General features: G+C 68.7%; 20 protein-coding genes, 1 tRNA gene and 1 pseudogene. 7 read left to right on the top strand and 15 right to left on the bottom strand.

The genetic code is table 11. The annotated features are described in order from the left end of the window. Positions 1–5 precede the first annotated feature (5 nt). The 3 genes from ACMGFI_RS06160 to ACMGFI_RS06150 form a co-directional block, all read right to left on the bottom strand. Positions 6–308 (bottom strand): DUF7854 family protein, encoded by a 303-nt coding sequence (locus ACMGFI_RS06160; protein WP_436908181.1) that lies wholly within the window; start codon positions 306–308, stop codon positions 6–8. Continuing rightward, a complete protein-coding gene (locus ACMGFI_RS06155) occupies positions 308–3460 on the bottom strand; it encodes an LAGLIDADG family homing endonuclease (protein WP_436908178.1) in 3153 nt (1050 codons plus the stop codon). The genes ACMGFI_RS06160 and ACMGFI_RS06155 overlap by 1 nt, the downstream gene beginning before the upstream one ends. A gap of 173 nt (positions 3461–3633) precedes the next feature. Next, entirely contained in the window at positions 3634–4179 is a 546-nt protein-coding gene (locus tag ACMGFI_RS06150) for a hypothetical protein (RefSeq protein ID WP_436908176.1), read from the bottom strand. A gap of 294 nt (positions 4180–4473) precedes the next feature. Here ACMGFI_RS06150 and ACMGFI_RS06145 point away from each other — a divergent pair, with 294 nt between their 5' ends. Then, positions 4474–4599 (top strand): Sjogren's syndrome/scleroderma autoantigen 1 family protein, encoded by a 126-nt coding sequence (locus tag ACMGFI_RS06145; RefSeq protein WP_436908175.1) that lies wholly within the window; start codon positions 4474–4476, stop codon positions 4597–4599. A gap of 46 nt (positions 4600–4645) precedes the next feature. On the opposite strand, the gene ACMGFI_RS06140 is transcribed toward ACMGFI_RS06145, so the two are convergent. Next, positions 4646–4849: a group I intron-associated PD-(D/E)XK endonuclease gene (locus ACMGFI_RS06140; protein ID WP_436908847.1), complete on the bottom strand. Its 204-nt coding sequence runs from the start codon at positions 4847–4849 to the stop codon at positions 4646–4648. 184 nt (positions 4850–5033) lie between these two features. Continuing rightward, a complete protein-coding gene (locus tag ACMGFI_RS06135; protein ID WP_436908173.1) occupies positions 5034–5165 on the bottom strand; it encodes a hypothetical protein in 132 nt (43 codons plus the stop codon). A 132-nt stretch (positions 5166–5297) separates the two neighbouring features. Between ACMGFI_RS06135 and ACMGFI_RS06130 the strand changes: the two genes are divergently transcribed. The 3 genes and pseudogenes from ACMGFI_RS06130 (at position 5298) to ACMGFI_RS06120 (ending at position 6945) form a co-directional block, all read left to right on the top strand. Next, entirely contained in the window at positions 5298–5606 is a 309-nt protein-coding gene (locus ACMGFI_RS06130) for a DUF433 domain-containing protein (protein ID WP_436908171.1), read from the top strand. Between the two features lie 6 nt (positions 5607–5612). Then, complete coding sequence (locus tag ACMGFI_RS06125) at positions 5613–5954, top strand: DUF5615 family PIN-like protein (protein ID WP_436908169.1); 342 nt, start codon at positions 5613–5615, stop codon at positions 5952–5954. A gap of 355 nt (positions 5955–6309) precedes the next feature. Continuing rightward, a pseudogene (locus ACMGFI_RS06120) lies at positions 6310–6945 on the top strand (IS6 family transposase). Positions 6946–6984: 39 nt separating this feature from the next. Here the strand turns inward: ACMGFI_RS06120 and ACMGFI_RS06115 are convergent. From ACMGFI_RS06115 to ACMGFI_RS06080, 8 genes are all read right to left on the bottom strand, one after another. Continuing rightward, positions 6985–7057 (bottom strand) — tRNA-Pro (locus tag ACMGFI_RS06115). A gap of 76 nt (positions 7058–7133) precedes the next feature. After that, positions 7134–9008, bottom strand: a complete 1875-nt coding sequence (locus tag ACMGFI_RS06110; protein WP_436908167.1) for an SLC13 family permease — start codon at positions 9006–9008, stop codon at positions 7134–7136. Between the two features lie 71 nt (positions 9009–9079). Beyond that, the gene (locus ACMGFI_RS06105; protein WP_436908165.1) at positions 9080–9949 is read right to left on the bottom strand and encodes a CehA/McbA family metallohydrolase; all 870 of its coding nucleotides are present in this window, start codon (positions 9947–9949) and stop codon (positions 9080–9082) included. 97 nt (positions 9950–10046) lie between these two features. Next, on the bottom strand, positions 10047–12098 hold the full coding sequence (locus tag ACMGFI_RS06100; protein ID WP_436908163.1) for a DEAD/DEAH box helicase: 2052 nt from the start codon (positions 12096–12098) through the stop codon (positions 10047–10049). A gap of 98 nt (positions 12099–12196) precedes the next feature. Continuing rightward, positions 12197–12544, bottom strand: coding sequence for a DUF7968 family protein (locus ACMGFI_RS06095; RefSeq protein ID WP_436908162.1), 348 nt, complete (start codon positions 12542–12544; stop codon positions 12197–12199). An 83-nt stretch (positions 12545–12627) separates the two neighbouring features. Beyond that, complete coding sequence (locus ACMGFI_RS06090) at positions 12628–13452, bottom strand: MBL fold metallo-hydrolase (protein WP_436908161.1); 825 nt, start codon at positions 13450–13452, stop codon at positions 12628–12630. Between the two features lie 372 nt (positions 13453–13824). Further along, positions 13825–14841 carry a hypothetical protein gene (locus tag ACMGFI_RS06085; protein ID WP_436908159.1) on the bottom strand — a complete coding sequence of 339 codons (1017 nt, stop codon included), beginning with the start codon at positions 14839–14841 and terminating at the stop codon, positions 13825–13827. A 162-nt stretch (positions 14842–15003) separates the two neighbouring features. Continuing rightward, complete coding sequence (locus tag ACMGFI_RS06080) at positions 15004–15732, bottom strand: sugar phosphate isomerase/epimerase family protein (RefSeq protein ID WP_436908157.1); 729 nt, start codon at positions 15730–15732, stop codon at positions 15004–15006. 191 nt (positions 15733–15923) lie between these two features. On the opposite strand from ACMGFI_RS06080, the gene ACMGFI_RS06075 reads away from it, so the two are divergent. Further along, positions 15924–17150 (top strand): glucuronyl esterase domain-containing protein, encoded by a 1227-nt coding sequence (locus tag ACMGFI_RS06075; protein WP_436908156.1) that lies wholly within the window; start codon positions 15924–15926, stop codon positions 17148–17150. Between the two features lie 106 nt (positions 17151–17256). Beyond that, positions 17257–17808 carry a gamma carbonic anhydrase family protein gene (locus ACMGFI_RS06070; protein ID WP_436908154.1) on the top strand — a complete coding sequence of 184 codons (552 nt, stop codon included), beginning with the start codon at positions 17257–17259 and terminating at the stop codon, positions 17806–17808. Here the strand turns inward: ACMGFI_RS06070 and ACMGFI_RS06065 are convergent, their stop codons facing one another. Continuing rightward, positions 17809–18258, bottom strand: coding sequence for an SHOCT domain-containing protein (locus tag ACMGFI_RS06065; protein ID WP_436908152.1), 450 nt, complete (start codon positions 18256–18258; stop codon positions 17809–17811). 63 nt (positions 18259–18321) lie between these two features. Beyond that, complete coding sequence (locus ACMGFI_RS06060) at positions 18322–18771, bottom strand: hypothetical protein (RefSeq protein WP_436908151.1); 450 nt, start codon at positions 18769–18771, stop codon at positions 18322–18324. Between the two features lie 337 nt (positions 18772–19108). On the opposite strand from ACMGFI_RS06060, the gene ACMGFI_RS06055 reads away from it, so the two are divergent. Beyond that, the gene (locus ACMGFI_RS06055) at positions 19109–20329 is read left to right on the top strand and encodes a tryptophan--tRNA ligase (protein ID WP_436908150.1); all 1221 of its coding nucleotides are present in this window, start codon (positions 19109–19111) and stop codon (positions 20327–20329) included. Positions 20330–20339 lie beyond the last annotated feature (10 nt).

The following is a 20339-nucleotide window of genomic DNA, read 5'->3' as shown; positions in this document are numbered from 1 at the left end:
CGTCGTCACTCGCCGTCGAACCGCTCGACGGCGAACGGACCCGGCCGGTCGACCAGCTCCCGGACCCGCTCGCGGGCCCCCTGTTTCGACCCCGCCAGCACGACCGTCCCGTCGACGGCGTCCTCACCCTCTCTCCCGTCCTCGTCGATGCTCTCGGCCCGGTAGGCCGACAGATCCCCCTCGAACTCCGTCGCGTACGTCCGCAGCGTCCCCCGGACCTCCCGCTCCAGGTCCGCGAGATCGAGCTCGCCGTCCTCGAAGGCCGCCAGCGCCTCCTCGACGTTACGCAGGGCGGAGATGCGGTCCATTATGTGGTGCGGAGGTAGTCGGTACGGGGTTCGTAGACCTCGCCTTTCTGCTTGAGCTGTTCGATCTCGTGTTCGGCCTTCGACTGGTCCATCCCGACCTCCTCGGCGCGGTCGACGACCACGTCGACCGGCGCGCCCTCGTCGTACTCGTCCTCCAGGTCCTCGATGAGCCCCTTGATGTTCTTGATCCGGTCGCGCTGGCTCTTGGACGTGCCCGCCTCGATCATGTCGGCGTCGAGTTCGCCCGTCTCGGGGTCGACGCCCACGTCCTCCATGCACGAGCGGACGATCTCGATCACGCGCTCGGCGTCCGCCTGGGTGACCTTGTCCGACAGCCGGACCCGCGCGGAGGCCTCGGCCAGCCGCACCGTCGCCTCCAGTTTGCGGGCGGTCACCGGGACCGCCGCGTCCTCGTCGGTCCCCTGGGTCCGCAGGTCGACGTAGAAGTCCTCGATCTCCTCGCGGGCCGCCTCGGTCATCGTCGGGTAGCAGTTGCGCTTGGCGTAGGCGATGTACTTGCGCAGGAGTTCGGGCTCGATGGTCGGCGCCACCTCGTCGGTGACCGACTCGACCTCCTCGTCGCTGAAGTTCGACGAGTTCGACTCCACGCGGTGGGTGTGCAGCTCCCCCGCGAAGTTCGTCCGCAGGATGTGGTCCGCCAGGTTCCGGTCTTTCTCCTCGTTGGGCTGGTCGGTGACCGTGAAGATCAGGTCGAACCGCGAGATGAGCGCCGGCTCCAGGTCGATCTGCTCGCTGATCGGCTCGTACTGGTCGAACCGGCCGTACTTGGGGTTGGCCGCGCCGAGCAGCGAACAGCGGGACTTGAGCGTCGCGTTGATGCCCGCCTTCGAGACGCTGATCTCCTGCTGTTCGAGCGCCTGGTGCATCGCCGAGCGGTCCTCGGAGTTGTGGACGACCATCCCGTTCGCGACGAAGTTGTGGGTCCCCTCGACCGTCAGGTCGTACACCTTCTCTGTGGCTCCGGCGACCGTCCCGACCGATTCGACAGTGAGCAGCCGGGTATCTGTCGCGCGGTCGTTCGCACCTACAGTGTCGACCATCCCACCGTCGGCCGCGGTGAAGAACTCCGGGGCCGGCGCAAACACACGGTCACCGGGCTCTAGTTCTTCAGCCGACTTCTCTACCCGACCTCCGGTTTCCTTAACAAAGAATGGGTGATCCTCGGTCGATGTAAGAGACTTCCCAGCTTCCAGTTCCACACGAATCAGTTCCTCGGGCGCGTCATACTCGTGGATCGCGGTGACCGGCCGCTCGACCAGCGAGCCGTCGTCGGTCATCGTCCACGCCGTCGCGTCGACATCGCGGATCGTCCGCCCGTTCGGAAGCTGCTCGATGTTGCCGTCTTCCGCGGCTTCACGCGCGAAGTCGTCGATCCTCGCCACGCGGTCGCCGAAGTGGACGAGCGTGTCACCGGTGACACAGCGCATCTTGTCCAGCTCGTCGACCGCAGCGATGCCCTGGTCCGCGAGGACCAGCGCGCCTGCCTCCAGCGTCCACTGCTGTCCGTCGCCGAAGTCGTCCCGCACGGCCGCCGCGGTGAGCCCGGCCGAACTGCTGCCCTTCCCCGAGGTGTAGACCGAACGCGGCGCGATGTTTTTGATATATGATAGCATCTGGGAGTTGTGCGAAACCACGCCGTTCGACACGTAGTTGTGGGTCCCCTCGATTTCGAGGTCATAGACCCACTCGTCGTCCGGTTCGACTGGTTCAAGCGACTCGATTTGGTCGGTCGCTGCGACCATCTGGCCGCCGTCTGCCGCCGCTGGAGAAGTAGCAGTTTCGGACTGAACTGATGGACGAACGGCGACCTGCTGGCCGACTTCGAGATTCTCGGCTCTCATCGCTTCGAACCGACCGCCGGACTGAACGAACAGCGGGTGCGACGGCGTCACGTCGAGTTCGCGGCCGGTTGATGTGCGAACGCGATACATCTGCTCCGGCGCCTTGCGTTTCCAGACCTTGGTCGCTTGCTGGGGAGCGAGACTCCCATCGTCCTGCAGCGACGGGGCCCGGAAGTCGACGGTGTCCCAGACGCCGTCGTCGACGGGTTTCGGATCGTCGAGGTTCTCCTCGACGAGTTCTCGTATGGGCATCTCAGACCCGTCGGCGAGCGTCACGCGGGTATCGCCTGCGACGCACTTCCCGGTACCCGGGTCACCGATCAGGAGCATATGGAGGTCGCCGCGGATGCGGGACTCGTCGGGGAGGTGCTTGGTCACGCCCGAGAACAGCTGGAGGATCATCGAGAGCTTCTCGCGCTCGTAGCCGTAGATGGAGGGGGCGATGGCGCCGACCATCTCGTCGTAGATGTTCTCGCGGCCGGAGAGCTCGATGATCTCCTGTTTGTCCTCCTCGGTGATGTCCATGTCCTCGAACTGCTCGTCCTCGATCTCGACGGCGAAGCCGTCCATGTAGACGTCGAACATGGGCGACTGGTCCTGCTCGCTGCCCTGCTGGTCGAGCTTGAGGACGCCGGAGACGCGGACGTGGTCGCCGGCGGTCACCTCGCCGGTGATGTCGTCCTCGATGTTCACGTCGATGCTCTGGGGCGTCTCGCCGCCGCGCAGGCCCTCCGGGGACTCCTGGACGCGGATCTTCTGGGCGTCGATGAACTCCGACTGGTCGAAGTTGATGCGGAACGGCCCCTGCCGCTCGCAGCCCTGGCACTCGTGGGGCTCCTGGAAGTCGCCCGACTCCTGGGGGATGCGCGTCAGGGTGCCACAGCGCTGGCACTCGAAGGCGGCCTGGGTGATCTTCGGCTTCACGTCGGTGGCCTTGCGGACGATGCCGCGGACGGCGATGAGCTGGCCGCGGTGGTCGGCGCGGATCTCCCGGATGTCGGTGGTGTCGGGGAGGTTGTGGACGCGGACGTGGGCCTGCCCGAGCTTCACGTCGACGGGGAGGTCGTACAGTCGCAGGGCCTCCTCGGCGTACTCCCGGAGTTCTTCCGGATGGGAGCGCACGTCGTCGGCCAGGTCCGGGTCGAAGCGGTGGATGTCCTTCCAGTCGAGATAGAGCGACTTCTGCTCGGTCGGGTACTTCTGGGCGAGCTCGCCGATCTCGTTGCGGTAGTAGTCCCGGTAGAGCTCCTCGAAGGAGTCTATCAGCTCGGTGTTCTCGGCGCGCGCCATTGACTGGGCCAGGTTAGCGCTCCCTCGGGTAAGAAGGTTCGCAAACCGGGGCGGAAGTGAACGACGCGATGGGGGAGGGCGCCGCAGTCGCGCGGTCCGACCGCGAAACGAAGGGGTGGGGTGGATCGGTGCGCGCCCGGCGGTCGTCCCCGTCTCCCCGGACGGGGACCGGGCTACCAGTTCACCTCGTAGGTGCAGCGGTCGGCGCCGTCGGCCCGGCAGGCGCCGACTTCGCAGACGCGGACGAACCCTTCGGCGTGGGCGACGGCGGCGCCCTCGACGATGCCTCGGTCGAACGCGCAGGGGTAGGGCGTCCGGCACTCGACGCGGCCGTCCTCGTCGCCGATCTGCCGGAAGGCGTACCCGCCGGGGTCCCCGCCGCGGTGGCCGGCGCGACACACCTCGTCGAGGGCGCCCAGCGCAACCGGCACGTCCCCGGTGCCCTCGGGGAAGGCGACCGCCCGCGCGACCCGCTGGCCGAGCGCGTGGACGGCCTGGTCGCCGGCGATATCGTGGAGCGCCGCCACGGCGTCGACGTAGCCCGCCAGGGAGTACCACTCCGCGGGGTCGGCGTCGGCCAGCCCGGCGTCCTCCAGCACCGCTCGCGCCGGCTCGCGGGAGTCGGCCGAGAACCGCTCCACGCCGGCGGCGACCGTCCCGACCCACTCCCCGGCCACCTCCATCCCCGTGAGGGATCGGTCACCGCGCGTGGGATCCATACAGGCAGGAACGCCACACGCACAAAAATGCGCACGCCCAAACCAGTTAGGAGCGCGCCGACTTGCGGTTCCCGAAGAGAGGGAGATATCAGGGGTACGGTCGCCCTCGCTGTCCGCCCCGTGGCCGAGTTCCCCTCGGCCGATTGAACGTGGGACGGCGTGGCCCGAAAGTGATGACCCTCACCACACTGGGTGTTTATATCGACCGAACGATCACTTCCGATCGCGGGGGGTTTGTTCACGCTGTGAAAACACCCACCCAATTTATGTGTGGTAATCACTGAGATTGACACGATGTCGGGTCAAGGGCAATCCACGGGCGAAGAGACGTGTCCGGACTGTTCGGCCGAGCTGGTTCAGGACGGGCCGAAAAAGTACTACTGCGTCAACTGCGGGTACTCGCGCAACGACAGGGTCTGAGGGCGATCGGTGGGATCCGGGTCTGCCGGTTCGCACGGATCGACGTTCAGTGGGGCCAGCGGTTCTCGAATTCGCACTTTTCCGCCCAGTTGATCGACGGCATCTCGGTGTCTGGGTCGTCGACTCTGAGTGAGATCGACGCGTCGAACTCGTCGGGGTCCACGAGATACGCCTGGGTCGTCTCCTCACAGTGTACGAAAAACCAGTCGACGCTGTTCCTGTCCGTGCTCGAATTGGGATGGAACCGAATTCGGCCGTCCTCGACTCACCCCGTTTCGACGCCGAGTCGTACGATCGTATCCGTTGCGTCCACGAGGGGGTCGTACTCCGAGATAGTCACCGCTCTCGCGAAGTCGACTTCGCGCTGACGGAGGTACTCGCAGAGCTCACGCTCTCGATCGTGCGGACACAGGGTGTCGGCACGGCTGGGTCGCCTAATACGACCAGACGCGAATCGTGTTCTTGCCCAGCCGTCCGTAGGTGCTGGTCAGCAGCGGGGCGTGGCCGTGGTCGTCGTGAACGTCGTGGCGGTCTCCGCGGATGTACTCCTCAAGTACGTCGGACACCTCGCTCGGGATGGCAACGCTCGCCGTCGCGCTTGTTCTTTAGCCCGGTGTTCGTGTCCGGCCGGTGGTTGAACTCTACCCGAACTGACTCGACGAACACTTTTATCGAATCACCATCTATCTCACGACGAGATGTCTCAGCAGAGTGCGCGCATCGTTGCGACACCGGATGTCCTCGGCGGGGACCCACGTATTGACTGTACCCGTCTCAGCGTTTATCGCGTTCACGAACTCGTCGAACGACGCGATCTCGAACCGCAGGCAGTCGCGGACCGCTTCGACGTTGATGTCGCGGATGTCTACCGGGCGCTCGCATACTACCACGAGCACCCAGGCGAAATGGCCGCGATCACCGAGCGGCGAGGTGAACGTCGACAGGTTGCCGAAGACGATCCACGAGTCGTCACCGGACCTGAAGACGTAGCCGACACAGAGGAGTAGCGGCGGATGCAGCTTTCGTTTCTACTTGACGAGAACGTCGAGGCGGACATTGCCCGGAAGCTCGCCCGCGAGGGCCACGATGTCGAGCGCGTCGTCGAGGTGAACTCACTCGGCGTCGGAACGCCGGACAGCGAAGTACGACGATACGCTCGCGAAACGGGTCGTATCATCATCTCCTACGACGACCATTTCGCTGATCCGGACGACAATCACGCCGGCGTGTTCTACTGCCCGGACCAGGAACTGTCGTCGTTCGATGTCTTCCGAATCGTCACTACAGTTATCAATCGCTTTGACGACCGCGATAGTCTACCATCGGTTGTCTACCTGAGCGAGAACTGGCTATAAAAGGTACCGCAGTCTTCGCAGTGGTTCCAGGGGTCGCTCATCCAAAGGATTCACTCGCCGGCCGACCGGGTGGACTCTCCCATCGAGGACTCGCTCGACGGACGCTTGTTGGAACAGTAACCTCTCTCGACGGCGCGGACGGCCTCGCGGGCCTCTTCGTCCGTCGCCTCTCGCAACTCGGTCGCCGGGACGAACTCGACGGGGTTCCTCGACGCGATCAGCTCCGGATGCGACCGCGACCGGGTGACGGTACCGCCGCGTTCAGCGACCGAACGAGAGCGGCCGCTACCTATCAGAGCACCGGCGGTGTTCAGATAAGGATGAAGGGTGAGGCGGTCCGTTTTCTGAGTGATCTATGCCCGAAAACGGCCGCCTCGGCGGATGTTTGAGTGAGATCGACTGAGAGTTTGTTGAACGTGAAGCGACACCGGTGCTGTTGATGAAGCTCAGTATTCAACTGCATCTTGCGGGACTATCGCTTTCGAATACTGTTTCGTTTCTTGAGGTATTCGGTGTCGAGAGGGCTCGATCAACCATCCACAACTGGGTTCACAAGGCTGATCTACAGCCGAGATCTGGTCGCTGTCCGGATCAGGTCGCGGTCGACGAAACTGTGATCCGCATCGACGGCCAACAGTACTGGCTGTATGCCGCTGTCGATCCCGGATCTAACGAATTGCTCCACACAAAGCTTGAACCGACGAGAACAAACGCTCTCGCGGAGAGGTTTTTCGGCGAACTCCGCGAGAAACACGATGTCGACGATGCCATGTTTCTCGTCGACGACGCTACCCCGCTCAAAGAAGCGTGTCGCCGACACGGCCTCGATTTCACATACGAACGCCACGGAAATCGCAACAGCGTCGAACGTGTCTTTCGTGAGGTAAAACGAAGAACAGACTCGTTCTCAAATGGCTTCAGTCACGTCGATCCAGCAACCGCCGACGATTGGCTCAGATCATTCGCCTTCGCGTGGAATCGTCTTATCTGAACACTACCAGAGCACCCGGGAAAAGGTATATGGGTGTAGTGGGACCGCTCGGATTCGAACCGAGGTTATCGGCACCCAAGGCCGAAAGGATACCAAGCTACCCCACGGTCCCGTAACTCCCGTTTGCGCGGGGGCCGACGAAAGCGTTTCGTTGCGTGCCCGCTTCGGGATCCGGTGTCGACACTTCCTCACAGTCCCCAGAACGCGTAGATCCCGAGCGTGGTGGCGGCGGCGAAGATCAGTTGCAGGGGCGTCCCAACTTTGAGGTAGTCGGTGAAGCGGTAGCCGCCGGGGCCGTAGACGAAGAGGTTGGTCTGGTAGCCGACGGGGGTCATGAAGGCGGTCGAGGCGGCGAAGGTGACGGCGAGGATAAAGGAGAAGGTGTTCACGCCGAGCTGGCGGGCGGCCTCGACGGCGACGGGGATCATGAGGACGACGCTGGCGTTGTTGCTGATGATGTTGGTCAGGAGGGCGGTGACGATGTACATCAGGGCGAGCACGCCGAGCGGCGGGAGCAGCGTCGCCGACTGGACGACAAGGTCGGCGATGAGGTCGGCGCCGCCGGTGTTTTCGAGGGCGATGCCCAGCGGGATGACGCCGGCGAGCAGGAAGATCACGTCCCACTGGACGGCGTCGTAGATCTCGGTGGGTTTGAGACAGCCGGTGAGGACCATCAGGAGCGCGCCGGTCAGCGCGGCGACGACGATGGGGAGGACGTTGAGGGCGGCGGCGCCGACGACGCCGAGGACGATCCCGACGGCGACGGGGATCTTCGAGCGGCGGTAGTCCGGGCGGTCGATCGTCTGGGCGACGATGAAATCGCGGTTGACGTTGAGCCGTTCGATGCTGTCGGGGGGCCCCTGGATCAGGAGGGTGTCGCCGACGCGGAGTCGCACGTCGTCCATGCGCTGGCGGAACAGCTCCCGGCCGCGCCGCAGGGCCAGCACCGTCGCGTCGTAGCGCTGGCGGAAGTTGGCCGAGACGAGCGACTCCCCGACGAGGTTCGACCCGGGCGCGACCACGACCTCGACGAGGTTGTCGCGGTCGTTGGGCTCCTCGAGCTCGTCCTCGTCGACCTCGACCTCGGGGAGCAGGTCAAGCCCCTCGGCGTCGGACAGTTCGACGAGCGTCCCGCGGTCGGTCCGCACGGCGAACACGTCGCCGGCCCGGATCGTCTTGGGGTCGAGCGGCTCGGTGAACGCGCGGTCGTTCCGTATCAACTGGACGAAGTCGATGTCGAAGTCGGTGTCCCGGAGCGCGTCGCGGACGGTCTCGCCGACCAGCGGCGAGTCCTCGCGGACGACCACCTCGGTGAGGTACTCGCCCATCTCGAACTCCTCGGTGAGGTCGCGGGCGACCGGGATGCGTTCGGGGGTCAGCCACCGGCCGACCGTCAGGAGGTACGCCGCACCGACGACCGAGAGGACGACGCCCAGCTGCGTGAACTCGAACATCGTGAACGTGCGGCCGACGAGCCGACCCGACAGCTCAGAGGCGAGGATGTTCGTCGAGGTGCCGATCAGCGTCAGCGTCCCGCCGAACATCGAGGCGTAGGAGAGGGGAATGAGCAGTTTCGAGGGGGAGGTCTTGCCCTCGTGGGCGAGGTCGGTGACCATCGGCAGGAGGATGGCGACGGCGGCGGTGTTGTTGATGAAGCCCGAGATGGGGCTGACGAGGCCGATGACGGCGCCGAGCTGTCGGCTCTCGCTGTCGCGGGTGATCCCCGCGATCTTCGAGCCGAGGATCTGGACGACGCCGGTGCGCTGGACGCCGTCCGAGAGGACGAACATGGCCAGCACCGTCAGCGTCGCCGAGCTGGCGAACCCGGAGAGGCCGGCGTCGGTCGCGGAGACGCCCTCGGCGGGGTCGCTCAGCACGACCAGCGGCTCGGCGAGCAGGCCCCAGTCGACTGCAAGCGCCGACAGCGGCTCGGCGACCAGCAGGGCGACGAGCACGCCGATGGCCGTGATGTCGACCGGGACGGGTTCGGTGGCGAAGAGGATCAGCGCGGCGAGGATGACGAGGAAGACGAACGCCGCGCCGGCGGTGATCCCGAATGGCACGTCCGCACAGTCGGAGGGGCGCCGGAAAAAGGCCCCCCATCGCTCGGGCGCTACGGCACCGTCGACGGTCGCTACCGGACGCGGCCGGCGATCCGTCGCGGGACGCGGCCGGCCCGCCCCGTTCGCGACCCCACCAGCAGGGCCGAGCCGAGCACCGCGCCGGCGCCGACCGCGGGGTGGGAGCCGGCGGCCGCCCGCCCGGTCGCCGCGGCGCCGCGGGCGGAGTCGACCGCCGTCGCGGCGGTGTCGCGGGCGTGCCAGGCGTAGGTCGTCGCGAACTCGACGGGCGTCGTGACGGACCCCTGCGCGGACGCGGTGCCCGCACGGATCCCCGCCAGCACGTCCGCGACCGTCATCGTCGCCCAGTCGACGCCCGCGGGGAGCGTGACGCTGGTGAACGCCCGGCCGATCAGGCCGGGTCGGTGGGCGTCGCTGCCCCCGACCGTCGGGTACTCTTCGGCGGCCGCGAACCGGCGGGCGCGTCGGTTCCCGTACCCGGTGACCGCGACGGCGTTGCGCGTCTCCACCGCGTCGACCTCGCAACTGTCGAGCACGGACCGGCGGACGCCGTGGCGGCTGACCTGGAAGGGGTGGGGGACGACCGCGACGCCGCCGGCCGACCGGACCGCCGCGACCGTCTCGGCAAACGGCCGGTCGGGCGCGGGCGCCCGGTCGACGCCGAGCGCGAGCAGGTGGCCCTCGGCGGTCGAGACCTCGACGCCCGGGACGACGAGGAGGTCCGTCTCCGCGGCGGCCGCCACGGCGGGCCCGACGCCCGCGACGGTGTCGTGGTCGGTGACGGCGACGGCGTCCAGCCCGGCCGACAGCGCCGCGTCGACGACGGCGTCGGGCGCCGCCGAGCAGTCGTAGGAGGCGTCGGTGTGGACGTGGGCGTCCAGGGTGATCGTGCGGGTCGGGTCCCCGCCGGTAGCGGCAGTCATTGCCGTAACCAGACGGTCCGCAACCATAACCTTGTGGTACGCCCCGTGCCACCGCCCGTTACAGTTCCGCGAGACCGTTTCGGCGTTCGAAACGGCTCTACCGCTCGTCGTCGCGCAGTTCCATCGTTGCGACGATCTCGTACGGATCGTCGCTCTTCCGGATCCCGTCGAGCAGCAGGAACGCGTCGTCCGGCGAGAGGAAGTGGGAGGTCACGGCGCGGCCCATCGGCGTCGGTTCCAGCCCGTCGATGAACTCGTACTCCAGCAGCTTGCCGATCGCGTGTTTCGTCGGCACCTCGCCGATCATCCTGTCGTTGAGCCGCTTGGCGTGTTTCCCGCCGACGGTGACGTTGGCGAGCGTCTCCTCGACGGCCGCGCCCTCGTCGTAGCGAGTGATCACGGGGTCCATCTCACCCTTCAGGAGCTTGAACGCCACTTCGTCCTCGCTCATCTCCTGGCTGTTGTGGTAATTGCCGTCGGGTTCGACGAGGACGTAGACGGTCCCCTTGTCGTGGTAGTCCGGGCGGCCGGCGCGGCCGAGCATCTGGTGGAACTCCTGGACGGTGAGCCACTCGATGCCCATCGCCAGCGAGTCGAAGACGACCTGCGAGGCCGGGAAGTCGACGCCCGCGGCGAGGGCGGCGGTCGTCACGACCGCCGCGAGGTCCTGGTCGGCGAACTGTCGCTCGACCTTCTTGCGCCGGCGGTGGTCCAGCCCGGCGTGGTAGGGGGCGGAGTCGTACTCCAGCTTCCGGGAGATCTCGTGACAGCGCCGCCGGGAGTTGGTGAAGATGATAGTCTGTCCGCGGTAGCCCTTCGACGACTTCGTGTCGAACGCCCGGCGGACGAGCTTGTTCTCGATGCGCATCTTCTCGCGGCCGTCGGCGAAGGTGACGTGCCGTTCGATGGGGACGGGCCGCTCCTCGAACTCGATGAGCTGGGCCCGCAGTTGCTCCGCGAGGTCGCCGGGATTGCCGACAGTCGCCGAGAGGTAGATCCACTGGGTGCCGTCGGTACTCTTGTTGTCCGACAGCTCGCCGCAGTAGTGTTTCAGCCGCGAGATCAGGCCGTCGAGGCGGTGGCCCCGCTCGTCTTCGCCGAGGGTGTGGACCTCGTCGATGACCACGGTCCCGATGTTCCCCAGATCCTTGCCGGTCCGCAGCGCGTGGTCGATGCCCTCGTAGGTGCCGACGATCACGTCGGCGCCGGGGTCGAAGCGGCCGCCGCCGTCGTTGATGCGGCTGGCGCCCACGCGCAGGGACACGTCGACCATGTCGCCGTAACGCTCCTCGAAGGACTCGTGTTTCTGGTTGGCCAGCGCCACGAGCGGGACGAGAAAGAGCATCTTCCCCTTGTTGTTCAGGACGCGGTCGAGGCCGGCCATCTCGCCGATGAGCGTCTTCCCGGTGGCGGTCGCGCTGACGACGAGCTGATCCTGTCCCTCCGTCGCGCCGTTCTCGACGGCGAGGCTCTGGACCGGCAGGAGCGTGTCGAACCGCCCCTCCAGGTGGTCCTGGATGCCCGGGTGTAGATCCAGCGAGTCCACCGGGACCGGGTCGACCTCGTCGACGGTCGCGGAGATCTCGTCGAACTTCGTCAGGTCGGGGTCGAGGTCGCCTTTCAGGAGATTGGACACGCGGTCGAGGTCCTGGACCTCGGTGAGAAGGTCGTAGAGCCGATCCCGGGCGCCGCTGGTGATCTCGCCCTTGTAGGCGAGCTCGCGGTCGAGCTCCGCCTTCGCGCAGTCGGGGCAGATGTACTCGCCGTCGGCCTCGATGGCCGTCTCCGAGGTGATGGGCGAGTAGTGGCCCTCGCTGGCGCAGTAGCGGCAGGTGCGGACGGCCTTCGCCTCCAGCTGGTAGGCGTCGAGCAGTTCCTGCAGCCGGCGGCGAACTTCGGGGGAGGTCTGCTCGGAGATGCGGATGCGGGAGGCCGAGCGGGCGAGTTCGACGAACAGGTCGGGCGGGCGGGGCTCCTCGTCGGTCCCCTGTTTCACGCGGAGCCGGGCGGGTCGCGGCCCGGCGCCGGTCTCCTTGAGTTCCAGTATCGCGTGGAGGCGCCGCTCCCCCTCCCTGACCACGGCGACGCGCACGTCGTCGCCGTACTCGTGGAGGAACAGCGTCCCGACCTCGCCGACCTGCTGTGACACACCCTCCTCTCCGCCGTCGATCTATTTCAGCGATTCGGACTGTCCTGGGGCGTGATACCGAGGGTCGCGGAGCGGTTGGCCTGCGACGGCGCCGCCGCTCAGTCGTCGAGCGCCTCGGGTTCGTCGTGCTGGACCGACCAGCCCTGGTTGATCCCGCAGGCCTCGCGCTCGGTGTACTCGATCTCGGTGTCCGTGTCGATCCGCGAGCCGCCCTCGACCTCCTCTACCACCAGCGGCACGTCCATCTGACTGCCGCAACAGCCAACGTCGGTGAACTCGTCCCACTCGTCGCCCTCGGCGGCGGAGTCGTGGATCTTGGTGAGGTATTTTCTGTAGTAGTCCGAGCGGATGCGAGTGCGGCCGTGCTCGCCGATATCGGCCGGGAACGACAGCACCACCCGGGTGGCGAGCGGCTCGGACGCCTCGTCGGGGGCCTGGCTACTCATATGGCCCGGTTCGGGCGCGAGCGGTATGGAGTTTCCGGGGGGCGTGCGTCGCCGGCGAACGGAACCGCCGCTCCGCGCCGTGGTCACAGTTCGTACCGCTCGCCGTCGACGGCCAGCGGCTCCGCGAACGCCCGGTCGGCGTCGAGGAAGTGGGAGACGTGGACCACTCGCGTCTCGTCGGCGTCGAGGTCCTCGCCCAGCGCGACGGCGCCCTCGACGGTCATGTGTTTGGTGCCGAACGTGCGGGCGACGCCGTCGTCGTCGAAGTGGTTCCCGCCGGCGGGGTGGTGTTCGCAGAGGTCGGCGGTCACGATGCCGTCGGCTAGCAGGAGGTCCGGGTCGTCGAGGACCGCCCGCGACTCGGCGCCGATCCCGTAGGTCGTGTCGCCGGAGATGGCGAGCTTCGCGCCGGTCTCGGGGTCCTCGACGGCGAGGCCGTAGCAGACCAGCGGCGGGTGGTCGACCGGGACGAGCGTCACCTCGAACCCGCAGGTATCGAACGGTTCGAAGGGGGTCTCGGGGACGACCTCGACCCGGTCGAGGTAGTCGTAGCGCCGGCGGACCGTCTCGGCGACGCTCTCGCCCGTCTCGGGGTCGCGCTCGTCGGCGGCGTGGACGGGCAGACGGTCGAACAGCCGGTAGGCGTGGCCGAGGCCGTCGAGGTGGTCGAAGTGGATGTGCGTGATCACGGCGGCGTCGGGCAGGGCCACGTCGTGGCCGAGGAACTGGTGGCGGAAGTCCGGGCTGGTGTCGACGAGCAGCGATTCCCCGGTGCGCTCGTTGCGGACGTGGACCGAGAACCGCGAGCGCTCGACGCCCAGTTCGTCGGCCCGTTCGCAGGTCTCGCAGTCGCAGCCGGGCGTCGGCGTCCCCGTCGTGTCGCCGGTCCCGAGCAGGGTGACTTCCATCGGTCGACGGGAGGGGCGGCCCCGCCTAAAAGGCGCCGTCGCCGGCGACCGTCGTGGCCTGTTCGTGTGTAAACCCACTTTTTGCAGCGGAGAGTTCCTCGCGCGCCGGAGGCGCGCTGCGGGAATCCTCCGCTGCAAAAACGTGGGGAAAGAGGCCGGACGGCGCGCTCGCTTCGCTCGCTTGCGTCCGGTGTCTGCGGGAGTGAGCACCGCGAACGACCGCAGGCTCGTCAGCGCTTGCTCTGACGGCGAACCGCCTCGCTCACTTCGTTCGCTCGGCGGATGCTGGTGTGGTAAGTTTATAGCCTGTACTGACCACTCCCGCAGCGACTGGCCCCGTCGGGGCCCGAGCCGCTCGGATATCCGCTCGCCCTAGGGCCGGAGTGCGACCTCGTAGGCGTGGGTGTGCGTGAGGACCCGGTCGGTGTCGGCGGCGAACGACCGGACGGCGTCGGCCAGCGGCGGGCCGGCGACGGCGGGCGCCCGGTCGTGTTTCGACCGCTCCTCCAGGGCGCCGTCGACGGTCCGCCGGACGGCGGAGTCGATCTCGGGCAGGCGGAGCCGGAGCGGGTCGTCGGCCCCCTCGACCGGCGACAGCGCGAGGACGTACCAGACCTCCGTGCTGAAGAAGACGGCGTCGGTCGGGTGGACCTCGCGGCCGCGGTAGGTCTGCCCCTCGTAGCTGACGTACTCGCCGAAGAACTGCTCGCGCACCCACTCGCCGCGCTCGGTCTCGGGGGAGACCGGCCCGGCGCTCGGCTCGGTGAGGGCCTCGACGACGAGGTCGCGGTACTCCGCGGGGAACTCGGAGACGGGCGCCGGATCTGTGGCCTCCTCGGCGGGCACCTCGTCGGCCACCAGCGTCATCCCGTGGTCGGCGCCGCCCTCGCAGGCGACGGCGTAGGTCCCGTCGGCGTCGCCCGCGGGGTCGACGATCTCGACCGCGTCGACCGTCGGGAGTAACGGCTCGGGCGCGTAGACGGCGGCGTCGGCGGTCGCGCGGACCGGCCCGTCCCCGGTCGCGGCCGATCGGAGCATCGACGCGAGCTTCCGCGGGTAGACGGTCAGCGCCGCGTCGCCCGACGGCTCGACGGGGTCGAGCACGAGCGACGGCGCGGGGGTCGTCCCGGGCGCCGTCGCCGTCCCCCCGTCGGCCGCCGTCGCCCCGTCAGTCGCCACCGACCCGTCGGTGGCCGCCGGCGATCCGGCCGCCGTCGGCGTCGCCCGCGCCGTCCCGGTCGACGTGGCGGTCGGGTCGTCGCCCGCCGGGTCGCCCGCCCCTTCGGCCGTCGGCGTCGGATCGTCTCCGTTTCCGTCCCCCAGACAGCCGGCCGTCCCCGCCAGCGCGCCGGCGAGCAACCCCAGGTAGCGTCGTCGGTCCCGGTCCATCGTGTCCGAGCCACCGTCCCCCGCGGAAAAGTGCCTTCATGTGGATCAAACGGGCGCTGTATCGCCGGTACCGGGCGACTCATACGGGTTATTGCAAGTCATTCCGGGATCGACCGCACGCAGTCGTGCGGTCGACCCGGGAAACGCTTGCAATACTCCGTATCAGACGAGGTCGTTCGTCCGTTCTGCGGCCCGCTCCAGCGAGGCCAGCGGGTCTGCGCCCTCGTACTCGTAGACAAGCCACTCGCTCTCGCTGTCGGCGACGGCGTCGGCGATCCCCTTGAGGTCGAGGTCGCCCTCGCCGACCGGGACCGACTCGCCCGCGTTCGCGTCGTAGTCCTTGAGGTGGACCAGCCGCGAGCGCTCGCCCAGCGAGCGCAGGCGCGCGACCGGGTCGTCGCCCGCGGCCAGTGCCAGCCCCAGGTCGAGTTCGACCGGGATCTCGGTCTCGGCGAGGAACCGGTCGAACCCGGTCTCGTCCCCCAGATCCGTGTACTCGTGGTCGTGGTTGTGGTAGTGCAGGGTCTTGCCGCGCTCGGACAGATCGTCGGCCAGTTTCGCGAGGCGGGCGGCCGCGGCCTCGACGGCCTCGGCGGACGCGAAGTGCTCGGCGCCGAGCCACGGGACGACGACGTGGTCGACGCCGAGTTCGTCGTAGTAGGCCACCGTCTCCTCGAAGTCGTCCTCCAGCCGGTCGATCCCGGCGTGGGCGCCGGCGACGTCGAGGCCGGTCTCCGCCAGCGTCGCGAGCACCGCGTCGGTGTCCGCCTCGGCCACGCGGTAGGCGAACTCGACGCCGTCGAAGCCGGCGTCGGCGACGAGTTCGAGCACCTCGGTGAACGGGCGGTCGACGTTCCGGAGCGTGTACAGCTGGACGGCCGAGCGTGTCATCGGTCCGGACGAGGGCCCGCGCGCCGAAAGCCGTTGGGCTCGCGGTCGGCCGCGCCGGTACCCGGGACCGTCCCGCCCGTCGAACGAGCGGCCGCCGCCGGGGCGCTGTCGCCGGCCAGTCACTGCCGAGTCCGCGCGGTTCGCCGCCGCCGGTGGCTTTTCGGTCGGTCGCGCCCACGCGGACGGTATCGATGCACACGGACCCGACGGACCTGCGCGGCCCCTCAAGGCTGGAGCGCTGCCCGGACCTCCCGGACCCGCTCGAATTCCGCGACGGGACCCCGGTCGAGAGCACAGCCGACTGGCGCGACCGCCGCGCCGAGATCCGACAACTGCTCCGCCAGCACGTCTACGGCTACGCCCCCGGGGCGCCCGAGACCGAGATGACAACGGAGCGAACCGCGGGCGTCTGCGACGGCGCCGCGACGCTCGTCGAGACGGAGATATCGTTCGCTGACCTGCCGCCCGACGCGCCCTCGATCACCCTCGCCGTCTTCCTGCCGAGCGACGCCGTCGAGGCGGGGCGGTCGGTGCCGGTCCTGCTCGGGCTGAACTGGGGGGGCAACCACGCCGCCGTCGACGACCCCGCGGTCACGATCACCGAGACCGCCCGCGAACACGGCGGCCGCGAGGAGGGAGCGGCCGAGCGCGGCGTCGCCGCTGACTACTGGTGCGTCGAGCACGTCCTCTCGCGGGGCTACGGCTTCGCCACCTACCAGTCCGCCGACGTGGACCCCGACAGCGGCGACCCCGGAGAGGGCATCCGCCCCTACTACGACGACGAACTGCCGGGCCCGCCGGGCACCGAGTGGGGCGTCCTCGCAGCGTGGGCCTGGGGGCTCCAGCGCTGCGTCGACGCGCTCCGCCCCATGGATTCGGTCCGCGCCGAGGAGATCATCGTCTTCGGTCACTCCCGCTGCGGCAAGGCCGCGCTGCTGGCGGGCGCGACCGACGAGCGGATCGGCCTCGTCGCGCCCCACCAGTCCGGCACCGGCGGGATGGCGCTCAACCGCGACAACGACCAGGAGGGGATCGACGACATCACCGGGGCGTTCCCGGGGTGGTTCGCCGACACCTTCGCCGCCTTCGACGGGCAGGTCGAGCGGCTGCCGGTCGACCAGCACTGCCTCGCCGCGCTGGTCGCGCCCCGGCCCCTGATCGACACCGCCGGCGCCCGCGACTACTGGACCAACCCCGGCCGCGCGCTCGACGCGGTCCGTGCCGCCGAACCCGTCTGGGAACTGCTCGGCGCCGAGGGGATCGCCGACGACCTCCCCCTGTACGGCGACGACGAGATCGACCCGGAGACCGTCGGCTCGATCTGTCACTACCGCCGCGAGACCGCTCACACCCTGAACGAGGGGTATCTCGACGCCGTCCTCGACTTCGCCGACGTGCACTTCGACGGCGCGCGGTAGGAGCCACGCGGCGACTCCACGCGAAACGGGGGGCGTACGGGACACGAACGAGCGACGCCCACGCGCCGGGCCAAGCGTTTAGGTGTGCGAACACCTCGCACACAACATGGACAGTCGCGAGTACGCGTTTGAGGGGCAGCGGCCGGAGGTCCACGGGTACGCCCACGTCAGCCGGGAGGCGACGCTGGTGGGGGACGTGACGGTCGAGGCGAACGCGAACGTCTGGCCGGGGGCGGTCCTGCGGGGGGACGTGGGGCCGGTGCGGGTCGGCCGCGAGTCGGCGGTCGGCGACAACGCCACCGTCCACGCCTCGGAGGTCGGCGAGAAGGCGATGGTCGGCCACAGCGCCGTGTTGAACGACACGACCGTCGAGGACGGCGCCCTGGTCGGGTTCAACTCCACGGTCAGCGACGCCGTCATCGGCGCGGGCAGCATCGTCGCGATGGGCACCGTCGTCCCGCCGGGCTACGAGGTGCCGCCCGAGTCGTTCGTCCGCGGGATGCCCGCCACCGTCACGCCGCTCTCGGAGACCAGCATCGACCCCGAGGCCGTCTTCGAGGCGTTCAACTCCGGCGACTACGCCAATCTCGCAGACCGCCACGAGGACCTGTTCGGCGGTCCCGAGGCGGACAGGGACGGCGACGGGGACGCGGCGTAGTCACTCCCGCTCGACGGACCGCTCCCGGTCGTCGACCGGGTCCGCGTCGAGGTCGTCCACGTCGGGACCGGGTGCATCGAGGTCGTCCACGTCGGGACCGGCCGCCTCGAGGTCGCCGGCCGCCCCATCCGCGTCCAGTTCCTCGACGCCGACCAGTCGCTCGACGCGTCGTTCGAATTCGTCGTCGTCTATCTCGCCGCGGGCGTAGCGGGCCTTGAGTTCCGCCAGCGGGTCGTCGGACGCCTCGTCGGGCTCGTCGTCCCCGTAGCCGGGGAGCAGCGCGCCGACCTCCTCGGCGAACGTGACGAGCACCGGCGTCAGCAGGAACCAGCCGACGACGAAGACTGCGGCCGCGGGAACCGCGCCGACGAACAGCGCGGTGAGCAGCCCGACCGGGAGGGTGAGGATCGCGACGAGGATGCCCACGCCCGCGACGGGATGGTGGACCATACGCCTCGTTGACAGTCAATCGGAAAAAACAGTTCGGTCGTGCGGGCGTCGATCCGCCGGAGATTAGAGGCCGCTCGTGTTCACCGCGGTCGTCACGTCGCGCCAGTTGCGGACGGTCCAGTAGCCGACGCCGGAGGCGATCATCGCCGCCGACAGCAGGTACACCGAGAGGTGCGAGGCGACCACGGCGTCGGGGTGGGTCGCCCCGTAGACGACGCCCTCGGTGCCCAGCCCGATCATCACGAAGCCGACGGCGCCGACGCCCGCCGCGGTGACCAGCGCCGGTCGCCCGTAGTACTCGGAGTGTTCGGCCGCCAACAGCGCGGCGACGAACGCGACCGACCCGGCGAGCACGTAGAGGGGCAGTCGCCCGACCAGCCCCGACGCGTCGCCGGACGCGATCCCGACGATGCCCATGAAGGCCGCCGTCAGCGCGAGCGTCGTCGCGCAGATCAGCGGCCCCGCCCGTACCAGTACGTCCCGTTCGAGGTGCCCGTTCGCCGACGTAGCCATCACTACAATGACGCCCGTCTCCCTACAAAAACACCCGTCATCCGGGCGTCAGACCCCTGTGAACGCAGTGACGGGTCCGATCCCGCTTCCCGCCAGCCCCGCTTGCCACCTCCCCCTCGCCGCTCCTGCCAGACGGCTCCGAAACCTATTTGCCCGCCAGCGGGCTACCGGCTGGTGATGACGCGGTCCGCTCTCGCGTGGCGCTGGCGCTCGCCCGCTCCGAGAGCGGACAGTACCGCGGACGCGGTCGGTCGGGCCTAACCCGACCGGGGCGGTCGCGGTGCTCACTCGTTCTCCCGCACGCTCGCCCGCCAGCCGCCGCACACCCACGACACTCATGCACGACGACAGCGCCACCGACGCACAGCCCGCCGACCACGCCACCGACGCACAGCCAGTCGACCAGTCCGCAGAGACCGACGAGTTCACCGTCACGCCCTACGACGTGGCGGGGACGGTCGACTACGACCGCCTGCTGGAGCAGTTCGGCGCCGACCGGCTGACCGACGAGCAGGTCGAACGGTTCCCCGACCACCCGATGCTCCGCCGGCGGGTCTTCTACGCGGGCCGCGATATCGACCGCTACCTCGCCGCCGCCGAGGCCGGCGAGACACACTCCGTCGTCACCGGCGTCGGCCCCTCCGGCCCGATGCATCTGGGTCACGTCCTCGTCTTCTACCTCGCCAAGCGCCTGCAGGACGAGACGGGGGCGCACGTCTACATCCCCCTCTCGGACGACGAGAAGTTCTACGCGAAGGACCTGTCGTTCGAGGAGATCGAGGAAGCCACCCGCTCGAACCTCCGCGATCTGCTCGCCGTCGGCTTCGACCCCGAGCGTACCCGTATCGTCGTCGACCGCCTCGACGCCGACGTCGTCTACCCGCAGGCCGCCCGCGTGGCCGCCGACATCACCCAGTCGACCGTCGACGCGACCTACGGCGACCCCGAGAACGTCGGCCTCTCCTTCTACCCCGCCGTCCAGGCCACCCACCTGTTGCTCCCGCAACTGGTCCACGGCCGGCACCCGACGCTGGTCCCCGTCGCCATCGACCAGGACCCCCACGTCCGGGTCTGCAGAGACGTGGCCGCCAAGGAGCGCTTCGACGTGGACAAGCCGGGCGCCCTGCTCGGGAAGTTCCTCCCCGCGCTCGACGGCCCCGGGAAGATGTCCTCGTCCGCCGATGCACCCGCTATCGAGTTGACCGACGACCGCGAGACGGTCCGATCGAAGATCATGGAACACGCCCACTCGGGCGGCCGCGTCGATATCGACGAACACCGCGAACACGGCGGCGACCCGAGCGTCGACGTGGCCTACCAGTACCTCCACACGTTCTTCGAACCCGACGACGAACGCGTGGAGCGGCTGGCGGCCGACTACCGCTCAGGCGAGTTGCTCACGGGCGAACTGAAGGAGATCGCCGCCGACCGGATCGGCGACTTCCTCGCCGAACACCGGGCGCGTCGCGACGCGCTCGGCGACCTTGAGACGGAACTGGCGCCGTACCGGCTGACCAAAGAGGAGCGGGCGCGGCTGCGGCCGTCGGTGTTCGCGTAGCCGGGCCGCG

Origin of the sequence: Halosimplex marinum (genome assembly GCF_051414075.1) — an archaeon.
GTDB lineage: Archaea > Halobacteriota > Halobacteria > Halobacteriales > Haloarculaceae > Halosimplex > Halosimplex marinum.
The sequence above is the reverse complement of the archived record's forward strand: the minus strand, read 5'-3'. Positions and strand labels throughout refer to the sequence as shown.

What these genes read in the sequence shown, in the direction of transcription:
- ACMGFI_RS06095 (WP_436908162.1), bottom strand. Translation starts at nt 12,544, where the DNA reads ATGAGTAGCCAGGCCCCCGACGAGGCGTCCGAGCCGCTCGCCACCCGG.
- ACMGFI_RS06130 (WP_436908171.1), top strand. Translation starts at nt 5,298, where the DNA reads ATGTCTCAGCAGAGTGCGCGCATCGTTGCGACACCGGATGTCCTCGGC.
- ACMGFI_RS06080 (WP_436908157.1), bottom strand. Translation starts at nt 15,732, where the DNA reads ATGACACGCTCGGCCGTCCAGCTGTACACGCTCCGGAACGTCGACCGC.
- ACMGFI_RS06070 (WP_436908154.1), top strand. Translation starts at nt 17,257, where the DNA reads ATGGACAGTCGCGAGTACGCGTTTGAGGGGCAGCGGCCGGAGGTCCAC.
- ACMGFI_RS06065 (WP_436908152.1), bottom strand. Translation starts at nt 18,258, where the DNA reads ATGGTCCACCATCCCGTCGCGGGCGTGGGCATCCTCGTCGCGATCCTC.
- ACMGFI_RS06060 (WP_436908151.1), bottom strand. Translation starts at nt 18,771, where the DNA reads ATGGCTACGTCGGCGAACGGGCACCTCGAACGGGACGTACTGGTACGG.
- ACMGFI_RS06125 (WP_436908169.1), top strand. Translation starts at nt 5,613, where the DNA reads ATGCAGCTTTCGTTTCTACTTGACGAGAACGTCGAGGCGGACATTGCC.
- ACMGFI_RS06155 (WP_436908178.1), bottom strand. Translation starts at nt 3,460, where the DNA reads ATGGCGCGCGCCGAGAACACCGAGCTGATAGACTCCTTCGAGGAGCTC.
- ACMGFI_RS06105 (WP_436908165.1), bottom strand. Translation starts at nt 9,949, where the DNA reads ATGACTGCCGCTACCGGCGGGGACCCGACCCGCACGATCACCCTGGAC.
- ACMGFI_RS06055 (WP_436908150.1), top strand. Translation starts at nt 19,109, where the DNA reads ATGCACGACGACAGCGCCACCGACGCACAGCCCGCCGACCACGCCACC.
- ACMGFI_RS06085 (WP_436908159.1), bottom strand. Translation starts at nt 14,841, where the DNA reads ATGGACCGGGACCGACGACGCTACCTGGGGTTGCTCGCCGGCGCGCTG.
- ACMGFI_RS06150 (WP_436908176.1), bottom strand. Translation starts at nt 4,179, where the DNA reads ATGGATCCCACGCGCGGTGACCGATCCCTCACGGGGATGGAGGTGGCC.
- ACMGFI_RS06145 (WP_436908175.1), top strand. Translation starts at nt 4,474, where the DNA reads ATGTCGGGTCAAGGGCAATCCACGGGCGAAGAGACGTGTCCGGACTGT.
- ACMGFI_RS06160 (WP_436908181.1), bottom strand. Translation starts at nt 308, where the DNA reads ATGGACCGCATCTCCGCCCTGCGTAACGTCGAGGAGGCGCTGGCGGCC.
- ACMGFI_RS06090 (WP_436908161.1), bottom strand. Translation starts at nt 13,452, where the DNA reads ATGGAAGTCACCCTGCTCGGGACCGGCGACACGACGGGGACGCCGACG.
- ACMGFI_RS06075 (WP_436908156.1), top strand. Translation starts at nt 15,924, where the DNA reads ATGCACACGGACCCGACGGACCTGCGCGGCCCCTCAAGGCTGGAGCGC.